This is a genomic window from Enterococcus sp. ARL09-542 (genome assembly GCF_005234805.1).
Taxonomy (GTDB): domain Bacteria; phylum Bacillota; class Bacilli; order Lactobacillales; family Enterococcaceae; genus Enterococcus_D; species Enterococcus_D gallinarum.
Window position 1 is genome coordinate 278889 of sequence record NZ_QPQX01000002.1, and the last position, 22354, is coordinate 301242.

Annotated in this window: 20 protein-coding genes; 3 read left to right on the forward strand and 17 right to left on the reverse strand. The window is 41.5% G+C overall.

All coding sequences use genetic code 11. From position 1 onward, the window contains the following. Window positions 1-168 precede the first annotated feature (168 nt). A complete protein-coding gene (locus DVW06_RS03780) occupies window positions 169-684 on the forward strand; it encodes a DsbA family protein (protein ID WP_003126419.1) in 516 nt (171 codons plus the stop codon). A 155-nt stretch (window positions 685-839) separates the two neighbouring features. On the opposite strand, the gene whiA is transcribed toward DVW06_RS03780, so the two are convergent. From whiA to uvrB, 7 genes are all read right to left on the reverse strand, one after another. Next, window positions 840-1775: a DNA-binding protein WhiA gene (whiA, locus tag DVW06_RS03785; RefSeq protein ID WP_003126418.1), complete on the reverse strand. Its 936-nt coding sequence runs from the start codon at window positions 1773-1775 to the stop codon at window positions 840-842. A 15-nt stretch (window positions 1776-1790) separates the two neighbouring features. Beyond that, entirely contained in the window at window positions 1791-2792 is a 1002-nt protein-coding gene (locus DVW06_RS03790; protein WP_005471344.1) for a gluconeogenesis factor YvcK family protein, read from the reverse strand. After that, entirely contained in the window at window positions 2789-3679 is an 891-nt protein-coding gene (gene rapZ, locus DVW06_RS03795; protein ID WP_003126416.1) for an RNase adapter RapZ, read from the reverse strand. The genes DVW06_RS03790 and rapZ overlap by 4 nt, the downstream gene beginning before the upstream one ends. Before the next feature lie 113 nt (window positions 3680-3792). Further along, the gene (locus DVW06_RS03800) at window positions 3793-4497 is read right to left on the reverse strand and encodes an amino acid racemase (RefSeq protein ID WP_021149805.1); all 705 of its coding nucleotides are present in this window, start codon (window positions 4495-4497) and stop codon (window positions 3793-3795) included. A gap of 3 nt (window positions 4498-4500) precedes the next feature. After that, window positions 4501-5754, reverse strand: a complete 1254-nt coding sequence (locus tag DVW06_RS03805; RefSeq protein ID WP_117474667.1) for a carboxylate--amine ligase — start codon at window positions 5752-5754, stop codon at window positions 4501-4503. A gap of 299 nt (window positions 5755-6053) precedes the next feature. Further along, window positions 6054-8870 (reverse strand): excinuclease ABC subunit UvrA, encoded by a 2817-nt coding sequence (gene uvrA / locus DVW06_RS03810; RefSeq protein WP_137264421.1) that lies wholly within the window; start codon window positions 8868-8870, stop codon window positions 6054-6056. A 14-nt stretch (window positions 8871-8884) separates the two neighbouring features. Then, on the reverse strand, window positions 8885-10876 hold the full coding sequence (gene uvrB / locus DVW06_RS03815; RefSeq protein ID WP_005471338.1) for an excinuclease ABC subunit UvrB: 1992 nt from the start codon (window positions 10874-10876) through the stop codon (window positions 8885-8887). A gap of 273 nt (window positions 10877-11149) precedes the next feature. On the opposite strand from uvrB, the gene DVW06_RS03820 reads away from it, so the two are divergent. Beyond that, entirely contained in the window at window positions 11150-13306 is a 2157-nt protein-coding gene (locus DVW06_RS03820) for an amino acid ABC transporter substrate-binding protein/permease (protein ID WP_003126410.1), read from the forward strand. Continuing rightward, complete coding sequence (locus DVW06_RS03825; RefSeq protein ID WP_003126409.1) at window positions 13307-14044, forward strand: amino acid ABC transporter ATP-binding protein; 738 nt, start codon at window positions 13307-13309, stop codon at window positions 14042-14044. Between the two features lie 41 nt (window positions 14045-14085). Here the strand turns inward: DVW06_RS03825 and DVW06_RS03830 are convergent, their stop codons facing one another. The 10 genes from DVW06_RS03830 to dnaJ form a co-directional block, all read right to left on the reverse strand. Then, on the reverse strand, window positions 14086-14352 hold the full coding sequence (locus DVW06_RS03830) for a hypothetical protein (RefSeq protein WP_081132010.1): 267 nt from the start codon (window positions 14350-14352) through the stop codon (window positions 14086-14088). A 17-nt stretch (window positions 14353-14369) separates the two neighbouring features. Then, window positions 14370-14687, reverse strand: coding sequence for a hypothetical protein (locus tag DVW06_RS03835; protein ID WP_003126407.1), 318 nt, complete (start codon window positions 14685-14687; stop codon window positions 14370-14372). A gap of 3 nt (window positions 14688-14690) precedes the next feature. Continuing rightward, window positions 14691-15716, reverse strand: a complete 1026-nt coding sequence (locus tag DVW06_RS03840) for a hypothetical protein (RefSeq protein WP_137264422.1) — start codon at window positions 15714-15716, stop codon at window positions 14691-14693. Next, window positions 15709-16173 carry an RNA polymerase sigma factor gene (locus tag DVW06_RS03845; protein WP_003126405.1) on the reverse strand — a complete coding sequence of 155 codons (465 nt, stop codon included), beginning with the start codon at window positions 16171-16173 and terminating at the stop codon, window positions 15709-15711. Before DVW06_RS03845 ends, DVW06_RS03840 begins: the two co-directional genes overlap by 8 nt. 179 nt (window positions 16174-16352) lie before the next feature. Then, window positions 16353-16808 carry an S-ribosylhomocysteine lyase gene (locus DVW06_RS03850; RefSeq protein ID WP_003126404.1) on the reverse strand — a complete coding sequence of 152 codons (456 nt, stop codon included), beginning with the start codon at window positions 16806-16808 and terminating at the stop codon, window positions 16353-16355. Further along, window positions 16805-17455: a class I SAM-dependent methyltransferase gene (locus tag DVW06_RS03855; protein ID WP_096711056.1), complete on the reverse strand. Its 651-nt coding sequence runs from the start codon at window positions 17453-17455 to the stop codon at window positions 16805-16807. The genes DVW06_RS03850 and DVW06_RS03855 overlap by 4 nt, the downstream gene beginning before the upstream one ends. After that, window positions 17445-18608, reverse strand: coding sequence for a cystathionine gamma-synthase (locus DVW06_RS03860; RefSeq protein ID WP_029486761.1), 1164 nt, complete (start codon window positions 18606-18608; stop codon window positions 17445-17447). Before DVW06_RS03860 ends, DVW06_RS03855 begins: the two co-directional genes overlap by 11 nt. Window positions 18609-18610: 2 nt before the next feature. Next, window positions 18611-19543: a PLP-dependent cysteine synthase family protein gene (locus DVW06_RS03865; RefSeq protein ID WP_096711058.1), complete on the reverse strand. Its 933-nt coding sequence runs from the start codon at window positions 19541-19543 to the stop codon at window positions 18611-18613. Window positions 19544-19947: 404 nt separating this feature from the next. Continuing rightward, window positions 19948-21057 (reverse strand): glycerol dehydrogenase, encoded by a 1110-nt coding sequence (locus tag DVW06_RS03870; protein WP_003126399.1) that lies wholly within the window; start codon window positions 21055-21057, stop codon window positions 19948-19950. 109 nt (window positions 21058-21166) lie between these two features. Further along, the gene (dnaJ, locus tag DVW06_RS03875) at window positions 21167-22333 is read right to left on the reverse strand and encodes a molecular chaperone DnaJ (protein ID WP_137264423.1); all 1167 of its coding nucleotides are present in this window, start codon (window positions 22331-22333) and stop codon (window positions 21167-21169) included. Window positions 22334-22354 lie beyond the last annotated feature (21 nt).

Below are 22354 nucleotides of genomic sequence, written 5' to 3' on the forward strand. Positions count from 1 at the left end.
AAAATCTACTTGAATAAATACTGCAAATCAAAATAGCAGCGATTTAGTGAAAGAGCAAACGATACAGTTTCTATCTAATCTAAGATTTTTTCACAAATTTCATTTGGTTGTTTCTCCTTTTCTTTCTAGTTGAAATTCTGTTAAACTTAAAAAAAAGGAGGATGAAACATGGATATTTCAATTATCAAAGCTAAAGAAACAAATACGACTACTGGAATCAAGATTGGTGATGAAAATGCTAAGCCAATCATTGAATTCATGAATCTTCGTTGTCCTTATTGCCGCAAATGGTTTGAAGAGTCATTGCCGATCCTAACCGAAGCTGTTGCTGCGGGAAAAGTTCAACGAGTGATCAAATTATTCGATAAAGAAAAAGAGTCTCTTCAACGGGGAAATGTGATGCATCGGTTTGTAGCAACGGATAATCCTGCTCAAACGATCGCAGATATTACTAAAATCTATCAAACACAAGATCAATGGGGACATTTAACTTTAGAGGAGGTTGCAGAATTTGCGCAAAACCAGCTAGGATTAACCGAACATAACCATTCCACGTATGCTGGTGAAATCGTGGAAGAAGCCCGAAAAGCAAATATTCAATTTGTGCCGACCGTTATCGTAGGCAGTCACATTTTCGATGAATCAATCTCAGCGGATGAGTTGACACAATTGATCAATGAATAAAACCTGTGCCACAGTTCTAACAGCAACCCACTCTTGAAGGATAATCGACTCGCACGTGCGGTCCAACGAAGCCAAAACTACTTGATACTTAGCCGTTTTAGCTTCATTCTATCCCTTCAACTGTTGTCTTGTTATGACCTGTGGCACAGGTTAGTTTAACTGACTTTATCTCGCAAACGATCCGCAAATTCATTGATTTTACGGATTCGATGGTTGATGCCTGATTTGGAGATCGCTCCAGAAGGAATCATCTCTCCCAACTCCTTCAAGCTGACTTCAGGATGTTCCAATCGCAATTCTGCAATTTCCTGCAGCTTCTCTGGAAGAGCTCCCAGCCCCACCCGTTGTTGAATAAATTCAATATTGTCAATCTGTTTGGAAGCTGCATCGATGGTCTTGTTCATATTTGCTGTTTCACAATTCACCAAACGATTGACTGAATTGCGCATGTCGCGGACAATCCGAACATCTTCAAACTTGAGCATCGAATTGGTCGCGCCGATCAATGTGAGAAAATCGGCAATTTTTTCTGCGCCCTTTAAATAAGAAATAAAGCCATTTCGTCGTTCAAGGGCTCGCGCATTCAATCCATAATAGTTCAACATATCGCAGATATCTTGATTGTGCTCTTCATAGATCGAATAGATTTCCAAATGATAGCGGCTGGTCTCTGGATTGTTGACTGAACCTGATGCCATAAATGCCCCCCGTAAATAGGAACGCATTTTTTGGGCATTCCCCATAATTTCATCCGATACATGACTATGAAACATCAATCCATCCATAATATCTAAATCTAGCAATACACGTTTGGTCTCTTGTTTTAAGCGAACGATGTAAACATTGTTCTTTTTCAACTTCATTTTTCTACGAACCAACAGCTCACTTCGGACATTGTAGTGATCTTTCAATAAGGAATAAATCCGCCGAGCAATGGCAGCATTTTCTGTTTGCACATTGAGAACGAACTGCTGGTTGTTAATACTTAACGATCCATTCATTCGTATCAAAGCAGCTAATTCTGCTTTTGCATGTTCCCGATGTACTTCTAGTGATGTCAGTTCCTTTTTGACTTCTGCTGCAAAGGACATAGCGTCGCCTCCTTTCTAGATTTTGGCACCGTAGACGATCCGCAGTAATTCATCGATCACTTTATCACCGTCATGAAAGACACCGCCATCACGTAACTCTAAGAAATCCGCTGAAACCACGCGACAACTTTCATTCCGCAGTCCTTGGAAGTCATGTTTCACTTGGACAAGGTATTCATCGTAGATTTCTGGATCCATATAGCCTTCTGGGACCTTCTCTGTATTGACTAACACGGTATCAATAAAAGACTTCCCTAAATGTTGATGCAAAACTCGAACATGATCTGCATCAGTAAAGTGTTCTGTTTCCCCTTTTTGCGTCATGATATTGCAGATGTAAACAGTCTCCGCTGCCGTTTCTAGCAACGCCTGTCCGATCTCACTGATCATCAAATTCGGCAAGATACTCGTAAACAAGCTACCCGGTCCTAATACGATCATATCAGCTTCTAATATCGACGTCACAACTTTACGTGCAGCTTTGGGTTCATTTTCGTCATCTTGATTCCGCACAAACACGTGATCGATGGTTTTACGATCCAAGGCAATTTTGGATTCTCCCACTGCTTCTGTCCCGTCTTTAAAAACAGCGTGCAAAATTAAAGGTTGGTCAGAAGAGGGATAGACATGGCCATCAATGTGCATGATTTTTGAAAGTATCTGGATCGCTTCATAGGTACTGTTGCGCATTTCCGCAATGGCGGCAATGATCAAATTACCTAAGGCATGGTTTGCAAGAAATTTGTCTTCTTTCTTGAACCGATACTGAAAAATATCATTATAGAGTTGCGGCATATCTGACAAAGCAGCCAGCACATTGCGCAAATCACCTGGAGGCGAAATAGACGAAACTAGGTTGCGGATCTCACCACTGCTGCCACCATCATCTGCGACCGTCACAATTGCTGTGATATCAACACCTTGATTCCGCAAACTTTTTAAAATGACCGGCAGGCCAGTTCCGCCCCCAATGACAACGATCTTAGGTTTACGGATTCGATAGGTTTTCATTTTCATGATCGATTCACCGTCTCTTTGCGCTTATCTTTGTCACGATGGGTCACATTGACTTTGTAATTTTTTGCTAAAGCAGCGCTGATCCGTTCAGATAAAGCGACCGAACGATGTTGTCCGCCCGTACAACCAATTGCGACCGTCAAACTGCTTTTTCCTTCTTTGATATACCCAGGCATTATAGTTTCAAGCAATGTCTCAAATTGCTGATAAAACTCTTCAGTTTCTGGAAAAGACATGACATAGTCATATACGGTTTCATCTTTTCCCGTTAGCGGACGCAATTCGGGTATATAATGTGGGTTTGGTAAGAATCGCACGTCCATCACGATATCCGCATCGATAGGCAATCCGTATTTGAAGCCAAAGGAAACAACTTCCACCCGAAATCCATGTTCATGGGAAGAACGAAATTCTTGATTGATCTTTTCTCGCAGCTGTCTTGGTGTTAAAGTTGTCGTGTCGATCACGATATTCGCTTTTGTCTTCAAGTCTTCCAAGATCGCACGCTCTTTACGGATCCCTTCCGTTATTAAGCCGTCCATCGCAAGGGGATGGGCTCTGCGTGTCTCTTTATAACGAGAAACCAACTCATTGTCTGTAGCATCTAAGAACAATATTTTTGTATCGATGAATCGAGTATTCTCGATATCGATCAGCATGCTTTGGATTTCTTCAAAAAAGGAACGCGAACGCAAATCAACGACCAATGCAATTTTGGTCACTTTCCCTGACTCTTTGATCAATTCCCAGAATTTAGGAATTAAACTCGGCGGCATGTTGTCAATACAAAAATAGCCCATGTCCTCAAAACTTTGAATAGCAACGGTTTTTCCTGCTCCACTCATACCAGTGATGATCACTAGTTCTAAATTATCTACTTCTGTCATCGTAAAACTCCTTCCTCACTCATTAACAGTATATCATGCCGGGCGTATCATTTAAACACTACCGCACAAAAAAAGCATCAACATGAGAGTTGACTCCCATGTCAATGCCTCGCTCAATTTCGATAAGTTAACGCTTTTTCAATTGTTCGATCGACTAAAATCGATTGCGCATCGACTACCGGATAAGGATTATTTTCCGTGAATTCTTCCATCAATGAAAGTTCGGTACAGCCTAGGACAGCTTTCTCACAACCAATTTTATGTGTTACTTCTTCTAAGATCTCAAAATAAAGATCTTGGTCTAATGTATCAGATTCTTTGATCCGATCATAAATCAATGTATTTACTTTTTGTTGTAATTGCGGCTCAGGCAAGTAGACATCAAAGCCACAAGCACGTAACTCGGCTTCATAAATCCCAGCCTTGATACTACCTTCTGTTCCTAAAAAGGCCACTTTCCCGGTAACACCTTCTTTTTGCAAAGATTTAGCAGCTTCCCGCGGCATGTGAAGTAGCGGAATCGGTGTGGCTTCTTGCAACTGATCAAAGAAATAATGCGCAGTATTACATGTCAGTACAATAAAATTTGGCTGTAATAAGTTCTGTTTAGCGATGTCATCAAGCAAATAAGGAACAGGATCTTCTAAATCGTTGTTCAAGATATACGCAGTGCGATCTGGCACTGTCGCATGATTGAATAACACATAGTTCAAATAATCTTGGTCTTTATGAGCAACGGTTCGACGGTTCAAGATTCGTACAAAACTTTCAGTCGCCATCGTTCCCATTCCACCTAAGATACTAAAGAAGTTTTCCATAGACTAGCCTTCTTTCGAATGGAAATGCAGTTTAAATCGTTTGTTGTAAAGATAGAACATTCTTTTTAGTAGAATCCAACGTTTGATGGAGAGATCTTTGTCATAAAAAACGGTAGTCCCCCAGCGATTTTCGGCTAGCAGCTTTTTAGCCCGTTCTTTTTCTTCATTTTCATTGGCATAATCCAAAAAGATGTTTTTCGGTACACCCAACCAAAGCTTCGCTGTTGGAGCATATGCTTTCCCATAAACAGTTTCTTGGAAAGGCACATCAAATACTAAGTCTTCTGTCAGAAATTTAGCAAGATTCAATCCACTTAATGTGATGAAAAAGCTACTTCTCCCCTGACGAAGATTGATTTCAAATAATTTGTATTGCCCATCTCGGCTATCATATTTCAAATCAAAATTGGCAAAGCCAACATATTGAATTTGTTTTAAGAACGTCGAAATCATTTGATAGATTTGTTGGTTTTCATCCGGCAGAATAACCACGTAATTGCCGACTGCTCCAGGAGTTGGATCTTCTAAAAGTGGATGACCCAATGCCATCACTCGTACATTATGGTCTTTGTCAACATAGGCATTCAGCACACGCATATTGCTGTCATCCCCTGGAATAAAATCTTGCACGATCATCTCGTAATTATAGCCAGCTTGATAAATCCGCTCAACAATCTTATCGAACTCGGCACGATCTTCAATAATAAAGGCTTTCTTCCGTCCTTCGAAATCAACAGATAACCAAGCGACACTATTTGCCGGTTTCAATGCCACGGGAAACTCAAATGGCAGTTCTTGAGTAAAGCGGCCATCCTCTAATAGATCTGGTGTCAAAATAAAAGTTTTTGGATAAGGTAAGCCAAACTCTTCACACACTTCATAGAAACTCACTTTATTGATCAATCGTTTCAACAAAGAATAATCATTCGCAATAAATGTGTAATATGACGCTAAATCTGCTTTATGTTTCGCTAACAATTCAGCATAACCATCCCCGCAAGGAATCAACAAATAAGTCATAGAGGGATCGTTATAAGTGGTTTTTGCCAAATCAATCAATGTATCTAAAAAACCAGGATCATGATCAAATCCTGCTACTTGATTGACCTTGACGATTTTGCTATAGCGGGTGGGGGCAAGCTGTGTCCCAGCATAAGCAATTGACTGGATGCCATATGCTTCGTGAAAGGCTCTTGCCATACCATAGACATTCATATCGCTTCCTAACAAAATAGGAACGAATTTTTCCGGATTCATAAAACCACTCTCTCTTTTGCATATATAAATTTAGATTTTTACCTATTTACTTTGTTACAACAGACCTATAATACCATAAAGAAAAAAGCAATCAAAGTATGTACCTCTGATTGCCTTCCTCTTCTTTGAACGGATAGAACTTATAGGTCGTTTATTCTGTTACGAATAGACATTTACCTATTGCTATTTTAACAAATAAACGGTGCATTACAAGAGTTATTTGAGAATTTGCAGAATTATTACAGTAAATATTAAATTTTGCTAAAATCCCCTTTATCTCCGCCTTTATCCTACCTCTCTCATAAGACTTTCTTGAGGTATTTTCCGGTATAGCTTTCAGGAACTGCTGCTATCTCTTCAGGTGTACCAGTTGCAAGGATCGTTCCTCCGCCCTCGCCGCCTTCTGGACCTAAATCAATCACATGATCTGCTGATTTGATCACATCAAGATTATGCTCGATCACTAGAACTGTATTCCCTGCATCAACAAAACGCTCCAAGACTTTCAATAAACGAGCAATATCATCCGTATGCAAACCAGTTGTAGGTTCATCTAATATATAGAAGCTTTTTCCATGAGAATTTTTGTGGAGTTCACTGGCAAGTTTCATTCGCTGTGCTTCCCCACCTGACAAAGTGGTTGCCGGTTGCCCCATCGTGACATACCCTAGACCTACATCAACGATCGTTTGTAATTTTCGATGGATCTTAGGAATATGTTTGAAGAATTCGACAGCATCTTCGACCGTCATCTCAAGGATCTCTGCTATATTCTTCCCTTTGTAATGCACTTCGAGGGTTTCTGAATTGTATCGTTTGCCGTGGCAAACCTCACAAGGAACATAGACATCCGGCAAGAAATGCATCTCGATCTTGATGATCCCATCTCCTTTACACGCCTCACAGCGACCGCCGCGGACATTAAAGCTGAAGCGACCTTTTTTATAACCGCGGACTTTGGCTTCATTGGTTTTTGCAAACAAATCACGAATGTCGTCAAAAACACTTGTATAAGTTGCCGGATTACTTCGAGGGGTTCGCCCGATGGGACTTTGGTCAATGTCGATTAGCTTTTCGATTGCTTCATATCCGGTTAGTTTCTTATATTTTCCCGGTTTGTTCGAATTGCGGTTGATTTTTTGTGCTAAAGCTTTTTTCAAAATTTCATTCACTAATGTTGATTTTCCCGAACCAGATACCCCAGTCACAGCAATAAACTTTCCAAGAGGAAAATCAACGCTGACATTTTTCAAGTTGTTCTCAGCTGCGCCAGTCAAGCGAATGGACTGTCCATTTCCTGCTCGACGTTCTGCCGGCGTTGGAATCTCCCGTTTTCCTGAAAGATATTGTCCAGTCAGCGAATGTTCATTAGCCGCAACTTCCTCTGGGGTCCCTGCTGCAACGATCTCGCCGCCAGCATGTCCAGCTCCCGGACCTACATCAATCAAATAATCGGCAGAACGCATGGTGTCTTCATCATGTTCGACCACAATCAATGTATTGCCAAGATCTCTCATTTTACGCAATGAATCCAATAAGCGGTCATTGTCTCTCTGATGAAGACCGATCGAAGGTTCATCCAAGATATAAAGCACACCAGAAAGATTGGAACCAATTTGTGTCGCTAAGCGAATACGTTGAGCTTCGCCCCCGGACAAAGTGCCAGAAGCCCGACTTAAAGTCAAATAATCCAATCCCACATTGCGCAAAAAGCTTAACCGGTCATCCACTTCTTTGACGATCGGTTTTGCGATCATCTTTTCTTGTTCAGAGAGCGTTAATTTTTCGACAAATGATAAGGCGTTGTTAATTGCCATCTCACTAAGTTCACCAATATGCTTGCCATTCACTTTGACGGATAATGCTTGCGGGTTTAGCCGGTAGCCATGACAGGTTTTACAGGTCAATTCTGTCATGTACAGACGCATTTGTTCCCGGGTGAAATCACTATTGGTTTCATGATAGCGACGTTTGATATTAGGAAGAATTCCTTCAAAGGGTACTTCAACGTCCCGTACACCGCCAAAATCATTTTCATAATGAAAATGGAACATTTCGCCATTGGAACCATTCAAAATAATTGCTTGGTGTTCTTCTGGCAATTCTTCAAAAGGCGTGTCCATCTCAATATTGAATTCCAAGCAAGCTTGTTCCAGCATTTGTGGATAATATTGTGAACTAATGGGATTCCAAGGAACGATTGCACCTTCACGCAACGTTTTGCTAGTATCAGGAATCACTAGATCAGTATCAACTTCTAATTTTACCCCTAATCCATCACAATCCGGACAAGCCCCAAAAGGTGCATTGAAAGAAAACAAACGTGGTTCTAACTCGCCTACTGTGAAGCCGCAATAAGGACAAGAATAGTGTTCACTAAACAACATCTCTTCTTGACCAATCACATCTACTACAGCGTAGCCATCTGCCAAACGTAATGCGGCTTCAAAAGAATCAAACAATCGCGAACGAATGCCCTCTTTGACAACGACCCGGTCAATCACGATGGCGATGTCGTGTTTTTTATTTTTTTCCAGTTCAGGCGCTTCAGAAACATCATAGATTTCACCGTCTACTCGAATCCTCACATACCCTTCTCGTTGAATCATTTCAAAAACTTTTTTGTGCTGGCCTTTCTTTTGATAAACGATCGGTGCCAACAACTGGATCTTTGTCCGATCTGGCAATGCCAGTACTTCGTCGACCATTTGTTCCACTGATTGACTAGTGATCTCAATATGATCATTCGGGCAGATCGGGTGTCCAATACGGGCGTACAGCAAACGCAGATAGTCATTGATCTCGGTCACCGTACCGACCGTTGAGCGAGGATTCTTACTCGTCGTTTTCTGATCAATGGAGATCGCTGGACTCAGTCCATCGATACTATCCACATCTGGCTTATCCATTTGTCCTAGAAATTGTCGTGCATATGCAGACAAGCTTTCCACATACCGCCGCTGTCCTTCTGCATAAAGGGTATCAAACGCCAAAGAGCTCTTTCCTGAACCAGACAAACCGGTCACAACAACCAGTTTATCTCTAGGAATCGTCACATCAATGTTCTTTAAATTGTGTGCGCGAGCGCCATGGATTACGATTTTATCATTTGCCATTCTCTTGTCTCCTTTTACTCAGCTGCTTTCAATTCCAAGATCGTGTCTCGTAAAGTAGCTGCAGTTTCAAAGTCTAATGCTTTTGCGGCATCTTTCATTTCTTTTTCCAGTTTTAATAAGAGAGTTGCTTTCTCTTCACGAGTCATGTCTTCATACGAAGTGGTTGTATAATCGCCTGACTCTTCCGCAACTTTCGTAATAGCGATCAAATCGCGAATTTCCTTAATGATCGTTTTTGGTTCGATGCCATGCTCTTTATTATACGCCTCTTGGATACTGCGGCGGCGACTTGTTTCATCAATCGCTCGCTGCATAGAGTCAGTCATTTTATCCGCATACATGATCACTTTACCATCAGAATTCCGAGCAGCTCGACCAATTGTTTGGACCAAAGAACGCTCACTACGCAAGAATCCTTCTTTATCCGCATCTAAGATCGCTACGAGAGAAACTTCAGGAACGTCGATCCCTTCTCGAAGCAGATTGATCCCGACTAATACATCAAATTCACCAAGCCGCAAATCGCGAATGATCTCTGTCCGCTCAAGTGTCTTGACGTCACTGTGAAGATATTTGACTTTGATTCCTAACTCTTTAAAATAATCGGTCAGATCCTCTGCCATTTTTTTCGTCAATGTGGTAACAAAGACCCGTTGATCTTTTTCTACCCGCTCATTGATTTCTCCTACAAGATCATCAATTTGCCCCATGATCGGGCGAACCTCTACTACTGGATCCAATAACCCTGTTGGACGAATGATCTGTTGGATAACGGTATCCGTTTGTTCATGCTCGTAAGGTCCCGGCGTTGCTGAGACATAAACGATCTGATTCACATGTTCTTCAAATTCTTCTAAACGTAACGGCCGGTTATCTAACGCAGACGGTAAACGAAAGCCATAATCCACCAGCATTTGTTTGCGGGCACGGTCGCCGTTGTACATCCCACGAATCTGGGGCATCGTTACGTGAGACTCGTCAATCACGATCAGGAAATCATCAGGAAAGAAGTCCAGCAACGTGTAAGGTGGTTCGCCTTCTTTGCGCCCATCCATGTGTCGTGAATAGTTTTCGATCCCGGATGTGTAGCCCATTTCCCGCAACATTTCGATATCATAATTGGTGCGTTGCTCTAAACGTTGTGCTTCCAATAATTTGTTCTCACTTCGAAGAACAGCTAATCGATCTTCGAGTTCTTTTTGTATCGAAGCGATAGCATGTTCCATATGGTCTTCGTTGGTCACAAAGTGAGTAGCTGGGAAAATAGAAACGTGTTCTGTTTCCCCTAAAATCTCCCCAGTCAACGCATCCACTTCTCGAATTCGATCGATCTCATCGCCAAAAAACTCGATGCGTAATGCCCGCTCGTCCCGCGATGCCGGAAAAATTTCTACCACATCTCCTCGAACACGAAAGCGTCCCCGTTGGAAATCGATATCATTGCGTTCAAATTGTATGTCGATCATTTCTTTCAGTAGTTGATCCCGCGGTTTTTCCATTCCTACTCGTAAAGAAACCACTTGCTTTGCATATTCGATTGGTGAACCCAAACCAAAAATACAAGAGACTGAAGCAACCACGATCACATCGTTGCGTTCCAGTAATGAACTGGTCGCCGAGTGCCGCAGCTTGTCGATCTCATCATTGATACTTGAATCTTTCTCAATGTAAGTATCACTGGAAGGTACATATGCTTCTGGTTGATAATAGTCATAATAGCTGACAAAATATTCTACTGCATTATTAGGAAAGAATTCCTTGAACTCACCGTATAATTGACCCGCCAATGTTTTGTTGTGTGCGATAATCAGTGTTGGCTTATTGACCTCTTTGATCAAGTTTGAAACAGTATAGGTTTTCCCTGTTCCAGTTGCCCCCAACAAAATCTGCGCCTTCTTGCCCCCAACGACGCCATCGACCAATTGATGGATGGCTTCTGGCTGATCTCCTGCCGGCTGATATTTTGAGATTAATTCAAATTCATGGGAAGTCGTTCTTTCGATCATCTTCATTCCCCCTGTATTTATATTTGCGAAGCGTCCGTGAAACAAAAAGAAAGCTGACGCTTTTCCATAGAATAGTATACCATAGCGAACATACTTTCGCCATCTTTTGTACTTTTTATTCTGCTAGTTTAACTTTACTTAAGATGTCAGTTTTTCTAACACCCAATGTCAGAAATAGCGCTGTTTTTTGCAAATATTGACCGAAAGACTTGTGTGTTTTTACAAAAATACCTATAATCTAAAAATACGTTAAAATCAAAAGGGGGAATTTTCTTGAAAAGAAAATATATGTTTTGTGCACTGTTTTCAGTGATTTTCTGCTTTTTCGCTTTTGCGAACAAGCCAGTCAGTGCAGCAGAAACAACGTATAAAATCGGAACAGACCTGACATTTGCTCCTTTCGAATTTCAAAACGAAAAAAATGAGTATGTAGGGATCGACATTGATCTGTTAAATGCTATTGCTGAAGATCAAGGCTTTGCTGTTGATTTGCGCCCATTAGGCTTTGATTCCTCGTTACAGGGCGTCCAATCCAATCAACTTGATGGGATGATCGCTGGGATGAGTATTACAGACGAACGGAAAGAAACCTTTGATTTTTCAGATCCTTACTTCGACAGTGGGATTCAGATGGCTGTCGCAAAAGACAACCAAGATATCAAAACTTACGCTGATTTGAAAGATAAAACAGTTGGCGCTAAAGTTGGTACCGAGAGTGCTCGTTTTCTAGAAACCAATCAAAAAAAATATGGCTACTCTATCAAAAACTATGATGATGCTAGCGGGCTTTATGGTGCCGTTCGCAATGGAACAGTTGTGGCCATCTTTGATGACTATCCAGTCTTAGGTTATGCGATTAGTAATGGTGAAGCTATGAAACTTGTGGGTGAGCCTGAAAAAGGGGCATCTTACGGGTTCGCAGTCAAAAAAGGCCAAAATTCTGAATTACTGGCTAAATTCAACGCTGGTCTAAAAGAGTTGAAATCCAGTGGTAAATACGACGAAATCATTGCTACTTATATTGCTTCATCAGAAAGCACTTCTGATGAAGCAAGTGAAATGGTTAAAGTTGAACCGAAAAAAGACGTCTATCGAATCTCAAGTGACTCTGCATTCGCACCTTTCGAGTTTCAAAATGAAGACAATGAATATGTCGGAATCGATGTTGATCTCTTAACTAGAGCGGCGGAAATGCAAGGATTCAACATTGAGTTTAATTTCATTGGTTTCTCAGGAGCGCTACAAGCGTTAGATGGGAATCAAGCGGATGGTATGATTGCTGGGATGAGTATCAATGATGAACGCAAAAAAGCGTATGACTTCTCAGACTCCTACTTTGAAAGTGGTATTCAAATTGCGGTCAAAGAAGGAAACGATAGTATCAAGTCTTATGAAGATTTAGAAGGAAAAACAGTTGGTGCTAAAGTTGGTACCGAGAGTGCAGACTTCTTGATTGAAAATGAAGACAAATACGGCTATACCATTAAGTATTATGACGCAGCTGATCAACTTTATGCTGCAGTCAGTGGCGGTCAGATCGACGCCATGATGGATGATTACCCAGTCATTGGCTACGCCATCAGTCAAGGACAAAAACTAAGTACGCCGATTGAGAAAGAAGTGGGCGGACAATATGGGTTTGCCGTCAAAAAAGGCCAAAATCCTGAATTGATCCAAATGTTCAATGAAGCGTTAAAAGAAATGAAACGAACTGGCGAATACGATGAAATCGTCGGCCGTTATATCAAAGACGGTTCGGCTACAGAAAAGAAAGCCGATGAATCAACAGTCGCTGGTTTAATCAAAAACAATTACAAAGTTTTGCTAAAAGGTTTATGGAATACCCTGCTGCTTGCATTGATCTCCTTTGCTTTAGCGTTGATCATTGGGATCATCTTGGGACTCTTCAGCGTGTCCCCAATCCGAGCTTTGCGTATCTTCGCCGGTATCTATGTCGATATTATTCGCGGGATACCAATGATGGTGTTAGCTTTCTTCATTTTCTTTGGCCTTTCGGATGCAATTGGGATTACAATCCCCGACTTTGCTGCAGGAGTCATCACTTTGACACTGAACGCTAGTGCGTATATCGCAGAGATCGTTCGCGGAGGGATCAAAGCTGTTCCTGTAGGCCAAATGGAAGCTTCCCGCAGTTTGGGATTGACCTATACCCGAACCATGCAAAAAATCATTTTGCCGCAAGCCATCAAGATCATGATCCCATCTTTCGTCAATCAATTCGTTATCTCGCTGAAAGATACGACAATCATTTCGGTTATTGGTGTTGTGGAGCTGCTGCAAACTGGTAAGATCATTGTCGCAAGAACCACACAAAGTACCTATGTTTATCTAATCGTTGCTGTCATGTATCTAATTGTTATCACAGCCTTAACAAAACTTGCTAAAGTTTTAGAAAAGAAGGTGAAATAAATGAAGGAAAAAATCTTAGTCGAAAATCTTGTAAAAAAATATGGGGATAACACTGTTTTAAATGATATCAATGTCTCGATCCAAGAAGGCGAAGTCGTTTGTGTTATCGGTCCTTCTGGCTCAGGAAAATCTACTTTCCTGCGTTGCTTGAACCGTTTAGAAGAACCTACTAGTGGTGATATCATTATCGATGGTGCTCATCTAATGGATAAAAACACCAATATCAATGCCGTCCGTCAACACATAGGCATGGTTTTTCAACATTTCAATCTGTTTCCTCATCTCTCTGTACTAGAGAATATTATCTTAGCACCGATGGATTTAAAAAAGATGTCTCGTAATGAAGCTGAATCAAAAGCCATTCAATTGCTGGACACAGTGGGTTTGGCTGACAAAAAAGACATGTATCCAGACAATCTATCTGGTGGTCAAAAACAACGGGTAGCCATCGCCCGTGCATTAGCTATGAATCCTGATGTTATGCTGTTTGATGAACCTACATCTGCGTTGGACCCTGAAATGGTCGGTGATGTTTTGAATGTTATGAAAAAATTGGCAAAACAAGGCATGACGATGGTTATCGTTACCCATGAGATGGGTTTTGCTAAAGAAGTAGCCAATCGCGTCATGTTTATCGATGGCGGAAATTTCCTAGAAGACGGCACACCAGAACAAATTTTCACTAGTCCGAAAAACGAACGGACCAAAGACTTTTTAGACAAAGTCTTGAATATCTAAACAAAATCCGCAGAAAACTTGGTCGTTTTCTGCGGATTTTGTTATTCATCTGACATTTTAGTTTCTCGTTGCTGCTTTTTGTGCTGTGCTTCTAAAGCGATTCGTTTCTGCTTTTCACCAAAATAAACTTTTGTATCGATTGGATTGGCTTTGTTGAATCCCCCAGCACCAGTATCCATCATTTGCCCCCAGCCTTTCAGCGGATCTTTTCCTTGTTTCCTTAATTCAGCGTTCTTTTTACGCAATTCTTGTTTCTTCGCTTCTTTCTTTTGCTGCCGCTGCTCCTTTATTTCCTTAAAAAAACTCATCCCATACCCTCCTTTGATCAATAAAGAATTGTTCCAATGACTATTAATAACAAAACAACAACTGGATACATCAATTCTCTGATCCAGTGTTTTTCTTTCCAAGCAAGATACAGCAAACCGCCAATGATCAGCAATAAAATAGTCGGTTCAAACAATAAGCCAATCAAATTACTTGAATAGGTTCTGGTTGTTAGTTGATCACTCCCTGTGCTTAACCTAAAAGAACTGAAACGAAAAAGAATGAAACGACTGAAAACATAACAAGACAAAAACACCAATGAATACCCTTTTGCAAACCAACGGAATAGTTTGCTAAATGGAATTTTTTTCAACAATACTCATTCTCCTTCCGTGATTACATCTTGGACCATGATATCTGAGAGCTGCTGCAGCTGGACTCTCATGACAAGCGACCGATTCTCCGCTAACCATCGAGCTAATTCAGTGCAAGAGGCCGATACATGAACGGCACTTACTTTCACACCATTATCTTTGACATAATTTAGAATGTCGCCGAAATCATAGAAATTGATTTGATTGGTAAGATCATTGGTAAAATGGAGATTGTCAGGACTATCCCAGCCTAGATCCCCAAAACTCGGATAATATTTTTCCAAAAAAACCAGTCCTTGCGTGACGCTTTCTGTTACTTGCCGATCATAATCATTTCCTGTTGTCTGACGAACCATTTCATCTGAATAACCAAAAATATTGCCTGAATGATAATCAATACTATAATGTTGAACAGACAAATCAGCCAGTTTTTCCCTTAGCTCACTAGGAATTTGAGGATTTTTTAAAGTAATAGAAATTTCAGCCTGCTTGTACTCGCCGAGTGAACGTAAATAGGCGAGAAAGGAGTCATAGGTCGAAACCGCATTGCCTGGCTCATATAGTGTTGCAGAGGGAGCAAATGCGGTCAGCGTATCGCTGGAAACAATTGTCTGAACTGCCTGATCAAAAATATAGCGATTTTCGACTGTGTACGCGACCGTCTTCTGATTTCCTAAACGAGAAATGACCGGATAAACGTCCTCTTTCCCCAAAAATGCAAGCAGAGATTGCCGATTGATAGGATCGTAATGGAGGTTTCGCTGTCCCATCTCATACCAATAGTAGCGGTACTTCTCTAACGTATCATTCTTAAGCGCATCTTCCGAATATGGAGCATTCATCGTCGAAGGAATCGATTGATAATCCTCGCGGTCATTTCCGGTTGCACGATAATAGGCTAATGGTAAAAAGTAGCATAAAACAAGCACTACCATCCCCCAAAACAACACGCTATAGATCATTTGGAGTACCATGCTTTTCTTTGTACGATCCACTGACTTTTGTAATCGCTGGTACTGTTTTTTATCCATGTGACCACCTGCTTTTCACTTGTTTTCTCGCTTGAAAAACACGAGATTTCACTGTACTTAACGTTAGATTTAATATTTCTGCTATTTCTTGATAGCTATAGCCGCGAATCGCCAATATCAAAGGATGCCTTAATTTGTTAGGCAATTGATTCACATGACGGAGCGCTTCTTCTTTTTCAAGACTATCTTGGTCTTCGATAGGAATCTCCTGCATCAAAGTATCGACTTCTTCCGCTACCAAAAGATACCGCTTACGACGGTAAAAATCATATAGTGTAAACTTAGCAATCGTAAAGAGCCACCTCTCAAAGTCATCTGGCTTTGTCTTTGGCAAAGCCAAAAAAACTTTAACAAATACATCTTGCGTTAAATCCTCTGCTTGATACTCATCCCCCACTCTTTTTTGAAAGTAGTGCTGAATTTTCTCGTAATAGATCTGATAAATCTCCTCCAACACTACCCCTCCTTACTTATATAGACGAGTGAACAACAAAAAAGTTGCAAAAAAATATTATAGTAAGAATAGTATATCACTGGTACTAACGTATTCAGAAGGTTCTTTCTACGTAACAAAACAAAAAAAGCTGTAAACCACGCTGAAATGTTTCGTGTGGCTTACAGCTTTTTAGAATGGATTTAAGCAAAGACGGTTGACCAGTTCTCCCGTTCGGCTAAAAACTCCCTTGCCAATTGTTGGGCGCCTTCTAAGGTATGGTTGGCTGCCCAGCCGCATTGGACTTCGTTACTAGCTGGAACTTCTGTCGCTTTCAACACATCTTCCATCGTTTTTTCTAACACAGTTAAAATTTCATCATAATCTTCATGATTTAAAACCGTTAGATAAAATCCTGTTTGACAGCCCATCGGAGACCAGTCAACAATGTAATCGGCATGATTACGAATCAATTCTGCGGTCAAGTGCTCTAATGAGTGGAGGCTAGCCATCTCCATATGTGCTTGATTCGGTTGTTTCAATCGAACATCATATTTGATAATCGTATCTTTTGTTCCTTGTTTTTTGTCAGCGACCCGTACATAAGGTGCCTTGACTTTCGTATGATCTAGATTAAAGCTTTCCACGTTCATTTTCATTCTTTTTCTCCTCTCGCTTCGACGAGCCAAACAAAAGCATTGATTTGTTTAAAGCGACTGGTAAAACCATTGGCTCGAAAATAGGTTTCAATATCTGGTATCAATGGGTAGTATTCTCGTTGCAGATCCGCTGCTAATCGTAAGTGATTGGCTTTGATTGCCTGTCTTAGGATGCTTTCTTTATGCTCAGGGGATAAAAACATCGTATCCCCTATAATGACTTTTCCGCCTTCAGAAAGCAGCGCTTTATATCTTTTAATCACTCGCTGTTTCTCTGTTTCATTCAAGTGATGAAAGACATAACTAGAAACGATCGTATCGATTGGAAAATTGATCTGTGGAAATTGTTCCATATCTCCATCAATAAAAGTTACCTGTGACAACTCCGGCCTTGCCTCAGCTACTTGACGCATCGCAGCCGATGGCTCGATCGCGAACACTGTTTTCTTTCTTCGAATCAACTCCAACGTCAAATTTCCCGTACCACTACCAAATTCTATCACAGAATCTCCTGCTTTTTCAGCAATATTTGCTAACAATTCTGGATAATGAAGAAAAACCTCCCGATATTCTTCATCCTTCCCTTTGACGGTCTCGTCATATTGCTTGGCCCACTCAGAAAAAATCGGAATGAATTCACGCCCCATCTTCCAGCACCCTTTCTAATCCTTGCTTTAAGTCCGTCCATAAATCGGCAGCGTCTTCAATGCCAATAGACAAACGGATCAAGCCATCTTTGATTCCCGCTTTTTCTCTGATTGAAGGTGGAATTGAAGCATGCGTCATGACCGCAGGAACTTCAACTAAACTTTCAACGCCACCTAAGCTTTCAGCTAGTGTAAAAATAGTTAGCGATTCAACAAACGCAGCTACTCGGTTTTCGGCTTTTAATTCAAATGAAATCATCCCGCTAAAACCAGACATTTGTTTTTTGGCGATCTCATGTCCTTTATGGCTTGATAACCCCGGATAATAAACTCTAGCTACAGCTGCATGTTCTTGAAGCAATGTGGCGATTTTTAGTGCATTGGCTTGATGGGCTTCCATCCTCAAAGCCAATGTTTTGATGCTCCGCTGAACTAGCCAGCTGTCATGAGGCCCTAACACACCACCTATAGCATTTTGCAGAAAACCAATTTGCTCAGCTAGTTCCGCTTGATTGGTTACGACTAACCCAGCAACGACATCACTATGGCCCCCCAGATATTTCGTTGCACTATGAATGACAATATCGGCACCTAATGCCAGTGGACGCTGAAAATAAGGTGTCGCAAATGTGTTATCAACGATGGTCAAGAGATCCTTTTTCTTAGCAATCGTGGCAACTTGTTGAATATCTGTGATTTTCAACAAAGGATTAGTAGGCGTCTCCAGAAAGATTCCTCTTGTTTCTGGCCGAATCGCTGCGGCAATCCGCTGAATCGCTTGGGGATCATCAGTCTTGACCAATGTATACGTCAATCCATTCTTTTTGAAGATTTTCTGAAGCAGTCGAAAGGTGCCTCCATAGACATCATCTCCCAACAAAATATGGTCTCCGGACTGAAATAAAGAAAAAATAGTATGGGTTGCTGCTAAACCTGAAGCAAAAGCAAACCCACGTATGCCTTCTTCCAGTTCAGCAATCAGTTCTTCTAATGCAAACCGTGTAGGATTGCCCGAACGAGAGTACTCATATTGTTTTGGCTGTCCCACAGCTACTTGCTTGTAGGTAGACGTTTGATAGATAGGTACACTGACAGCCCCCGTTTCTTGATCTTGACTGATCCCAGCATGAATCAATTTTGTGCGAAATTCCATGTTTATGCCTCCTCTAGTTGACCATAAATATTTTTTGACAAGTAGCGATCTCCACTGTCAGGAAAGATAGTGACGATCGTGCTTCCCTTTGGCAGTCGCTTGCTTTCTCGGATAGCGGCTGCAAATGCTGCACCGCTGGAACTGCCTACCAATAGACCATGACGGGCTGCCAGCAACCGGGTATAATAAAATCCCTCTGGATCACTGATAGTCTCAATGCTGTCTGGCATAAGACTCTTAAAAAAGATCGGCCTCTCTTCAACGCCTATCCCCTCGATCGCATGTTCATGAGCAGGCCCGCCATTCAAGATCGATCCCTCTGGTTCCACAGCAATCAAACGTATAGTAGAATCTATCGACTTTAAATACGCACCTGTCCCGGCGAAAGTCCCGCCACTCCCCACTCCTGCTACAAAACTGTCAATTCTCTCAGGAATTTCTTGAACGATTTCCGGACCTAGTGTTCGATAATAGGCAGCCGGATTTTGTTCATTTTCAAACTGTAGCGGCAAAAAAGAGTTTGGCAATTGATCAGCAAGAAATTTGGCTTTCCTGATTGCCCCTTGCATGCCTTCTTGACTAGGCGAGTGAATGATTCGTGCTCCTAAGGCTTTGATTAGTTGTTGCTTTTCTTGACTGAATGTCTCTGGAATCACAAAAAGCATGTCTAATCCATATGCCAAACCGGCTAAAGCTAAGCCAATCCCAGTATTGCCAGCGGTGGGTTCAATCACGGTTGTGTCTTTCGTTATTCTTCCAGCAGCAACTGCTTCTGAGATCAAATAACTGCCTAATCGGTCTTTGATACTACCTCCAGGGTTTAAGTATTCTAATTTCGCATAGATCCGGCTTTGGCTTTCTCCGCCGTAGTCAGTGGCTAAAAACTGAAAAATCGGTGTCTTACCAATTAATTCTTTAATATCTGATACGATCATGGGCAACCTTCTTTTCAATGAAATTTTTGTTGTCAGTCCGCTAAAGTGCTGCAGCAAATCAGAGGCACTGCGTTTTACAATTGGTCATTCCTAGGTGATCACCTGCTTAAAAAGGCATGATCTGTCTTTGTTTACAGATCTTTGCAAGGTAAATCAAAGCAAACAAAAAGAGGCACTGACTATTCAATCAGTACCTCTTAGAGAATGACTCTAGGACTCTTTCCCAACGAAAGAGACTCTTAGAGTGATTTATCCAGATGAGGGAACGATTAATAGGCATGACAAATCAGTATGCTGCTTTTTAGCACCATACAACAACATACCAATGCAAAGTTGTTGTTTGTCATGTCTACGTCCCCTCCTTTTTAAGCTTGTAAACAAAATAGCATGGGAAAAAATAGAAGTCAATCTTTTTTTCTTTGTGAAAAATTTTTGGTGACATATGCATCGACAGCCTGAAATGCATTTGCTACCTCTTCTGCTGTGATCTTAAAGGGCATTCGATGGATCGTTTCATTAGGGAGAGTGGCTTGAATACCGATTGCTAGTAATTCCTGATCGTTAAGTGAGTCCATCTGCATTTCTGCTAACGTTGTTGGTAACCCCAGAGCTTGATATAAAACAATATAACGTTCCAACTCGTTTGTATCTTGTTCCAACAGCAATTGCATCAACGTCGTATAGGCAATTTTTTCTCCGTGAGAAAGTTGGTGGAACTTCCCAGTAGCGGCTGTCAACCCATTATGGATCGCATGAGCTGCTGCTAGTCCTCCACTTTCAAATCCTAGTCCGCTCAAAAGTGTATTCGCCTCCACTACTTGATCGAAAGCGGCTGTTACCTGTTGCTGCTGATTGGCCTTATAGGCAGCGACCCCATTGGCAAACAGCACTGCTTCACATTTCTCAGCAATTGCCATAGCTGCTAAAGTCGGCCGTCCTCCTACAAGATTCTGAGCGCCGCTTTTAGCTACTGCTCTGGCTTCAACATACGTCGCCAATCCATCGGCGATGCCGAAAGTTAATAATTTTGCAGGGGCCTTGGCTAACAGAGTTGTATCAACCAAGACCAGTTCTGGATTCTTCGGATAATAACTATACTGTTCAAATTTCCCTTCTTTCGAATAAAGAACCGAGATGGAGGAGGTAGGGGCATCTGTTGAGGCAACTGTTGGTACGACAGCAACCGCTCGCTTCAAATGATGGGCCACTGCTTTACCGGTATCGATCACCTTTCCGCCACCAAGAGCAACAACTGCTGCCGCTTCTGCTCTTTCTGCTTCTTTTGCAATACGTCTGATTTCTGCATTGGAGGATTCACCGCTGAAATTTGCTAAGGTTACTTCGATTCCTAGATGGGCTAAATCGCTTGCCAGTTCTTCGCCAGCAATCCTCCAAACAAATGGATCGGTTATTAGTAATAATTTATCTCCTAATGAGCTAATATAGTGCAAGCCTTTTTTTAATACGTTTTCTCCTTGAATATAGCGCTGCGGACTAACAAATATTTTTTCCATGAACTCTCCTACTTTCAGTTTTTTATACCAATTCCCGACATTGTTAAAATTGTCACAAACACTAGTAAAAGCGCAGCCTGAAAAAGTGGTTTTCTTCAGGCTCCGCTTTTTATTTTTTCTTACCACCAAAGGCATCTTTCATTTTATCAAAAAATCCTTCAGGTTGTTGCTCATTGGTTACATGGCCGCTTGCTTTTGCATAAGCCCGTAACGCTTCTTTTTGTTCTTCATTCAAATTCTTTGGTGTGATCAACTTAACTTTGACTTGTTGGTCACCATTGCCATTGCCACGTAATTTTGGTGCACCTTTGCCTCTTAGACGGAAATTCGTGCCCGTCTGGGTACCAGCAGGAATCTTCAATTTGACATTTCCGTGAACAGTCGGAACATTGACCTCGTCACCTAAAGCTGCTTGAACAAAGTTCAATGGTAATTCGTAATAAATTTCGGATCCATCACGATCGAAGATATCACTTTCCTCAACACGGAAAACGACATACAGGTCTCCATAAGGTCCGCCATTGCTGCCAGCTTCTCCTTGACCGGATAGGCGCATTTGTTGACCATCTTCCACGCCAGCGGGTACATTGACTTTGACGCTATGTTTTTTCTTTTCGTGTCCTGTGCCATGACAAGTCATACAAGGTTCTTTGATTTCTTTCCCTGTACCGTGACATACATCACAGGTTTGACGGCTCATGACACGACCAAGAGGTGTTTGACGTTCCACATTGATCGTACCTGAGCCATGACATTTATGACAGGTTTCAGGTTGTGTTCCTGGTTTTGCGCCATTACCGCCACAAGTATGACAGGTTTCTTCGCGGTTATAATGAATATTTTTTTCCACACCAAAAATCGCTTCTTCGAAAGAAAGATCCACAGCATATTGCAAATCAGCTCCTTGTCGCGGAGCATTTGGATTTGCCGTTCTGCCACCGCCGCCAAAGAATGATTCAAAGATGTCTTCAAATCCACCAAAGCCGCCACCGGAGAATCCCCCGCCGTTAAAGCCGCCAAAGCCGCCGCCATAACCACCACCGTAGTTCGGATCAGTTCCCGCGTGACCATATTGATCGTAAGCAGCTCGTTTTTGAGGATCGCTCAGTATTTCATATGCTTCAGAAATTTCTTTGAATTTTGCTTCTGCATCAGGTTCTTTATTGATGTCTGGATGATACTTTTTGGAAAGCTTCCGATATGCTTTTTTTATTTCGTCATCCGAAGCCCCTTTTTGTAGACCTAAGACCTCATAATAATCTCTTTTGTCTGCCATTGGCTTCCCTCCACTATTTTC

Excerpts from the sequence above, each read along its gene's own strand:
- DVW06_RS03780 (WP_003126419.1), top strand. The coding sequence starts at position 169 with ATGGATATTTCAATTATCAAAGCTAAAGAAACAAATACGACTACTGGA.
- whiA (WP_003126418.1), bottom strand. The coding sequence starts at position 1,775 with ATGTCCTTTGCAGCAGAAGTCAAAAAGGAACTGACATCACTAGAAGTA.
- DVW06_RS03790 (WP_005471344.1), bottom strand. The coding sequence starts at position 2,792 with ATGAAAATGAAAACCTATCGAATCCGTAAACCTAAGATCGTTGTCATT.
- rapZ (WP_003126416.1), bottom strand. The coding sequence starts at position 3,679 with ATGACAGAAGTAGATAATTTAGAACTAGTGATCATCACTGGTATGAGT.
- DVW06_RS03800 (WP_021149805.1), bottom strand. The coding sequence starts at position 4,497 with ATGGAAAACTTCTTTAGTATCTTAGGTGGAATGGGAACGATGGCGACT.
- DVW06_RS03805 (WP_117474667.1), bottom strand. The coding sequence starts at position 5,754 with ATGAATCCGGAAAAATTCGTTCCTATTTTGTTAGGAAGCGATATGAAT.
- uvrA (WP_137264421.1), bottom strand. The coding sequence starts at position 8,870 with ATGGCAAATGATAAAATCGTAATCCATGGCGCTCGCGCACACAATTTA.
- uvrB (WP_005471338.1), bottom strand. The coding sequence starts at position 10,876 with ATGATCGAAAGAACGACTTCCCATGAATTTGAATTAATCTCAAAATAT.
- DVW06_RS03825 (WP_003126409.1), top strand. The coding sequence starts at position 13,307 with ATGAAGGAAAAAATCTTAGTCGAAAATCTTGTAAAAAAATATGGGGAT.
- DVW06_RS03830 (WP_081132010.1), bottom strand. The coding sequence starts at position 14,352 with ATGAGTTTTTTTAAGGAAATAAAGGAGCAGCGGCAGCAAAAGAAAGAA.
- DVW06_RS03840 (WP_137264422.1), bottom strand. The coding sequence starts at position 15,716 with ATGGATAAAAAACAGTACCAGCGATTACAAAAGTCAGTGGATCGTACA.
- DVW06_RS03850 (WP_003126404.1), bottom strand. The coding sequence starts at position 16,808 with ATGAAAATGAACGTGGAAAGCTTTAATCTAGATCATACGAAAGTCAAG.
- DVW06_RS03855 (WP_096711056.1), bottom strand. The coding sequence starts at position 17,455 with ATGGGGCGTGAATTCATTCCGATTTTTTCTGAGTGGGCCAAGCAATAT.
- DVW06_RS03860 (WP_029486761.1), bottom strand. The coding sequence starts at position 18,608 with ATGGAATTTCGCACAAAATTGATTCATGCTGGGATCAGTCAAGATCAA.
- DVW06_RS03865 (WP_096711058.1), bottom strand. The coding sequence starts at position 19,543 with ATGATCGTATCAGATATTAAAGAATTAATTGGTAAGACACCGATTTTT.
- DVW06_RS03870 (WP_003126399.1), bottom strand. The coding sequence starts at position 21,057 with ATGGAAAAAATATTTGTTAGTCCGCAGCGCTATATTCAAGGAGAAAAC.
- dnaJ (WP_137264423.1), bottom strand. The coding sequence starts at position 22,333 with ATGGCAGACAAAAGAGATTATTATGAGGTCTTAGGTCTACAAAAAGGG.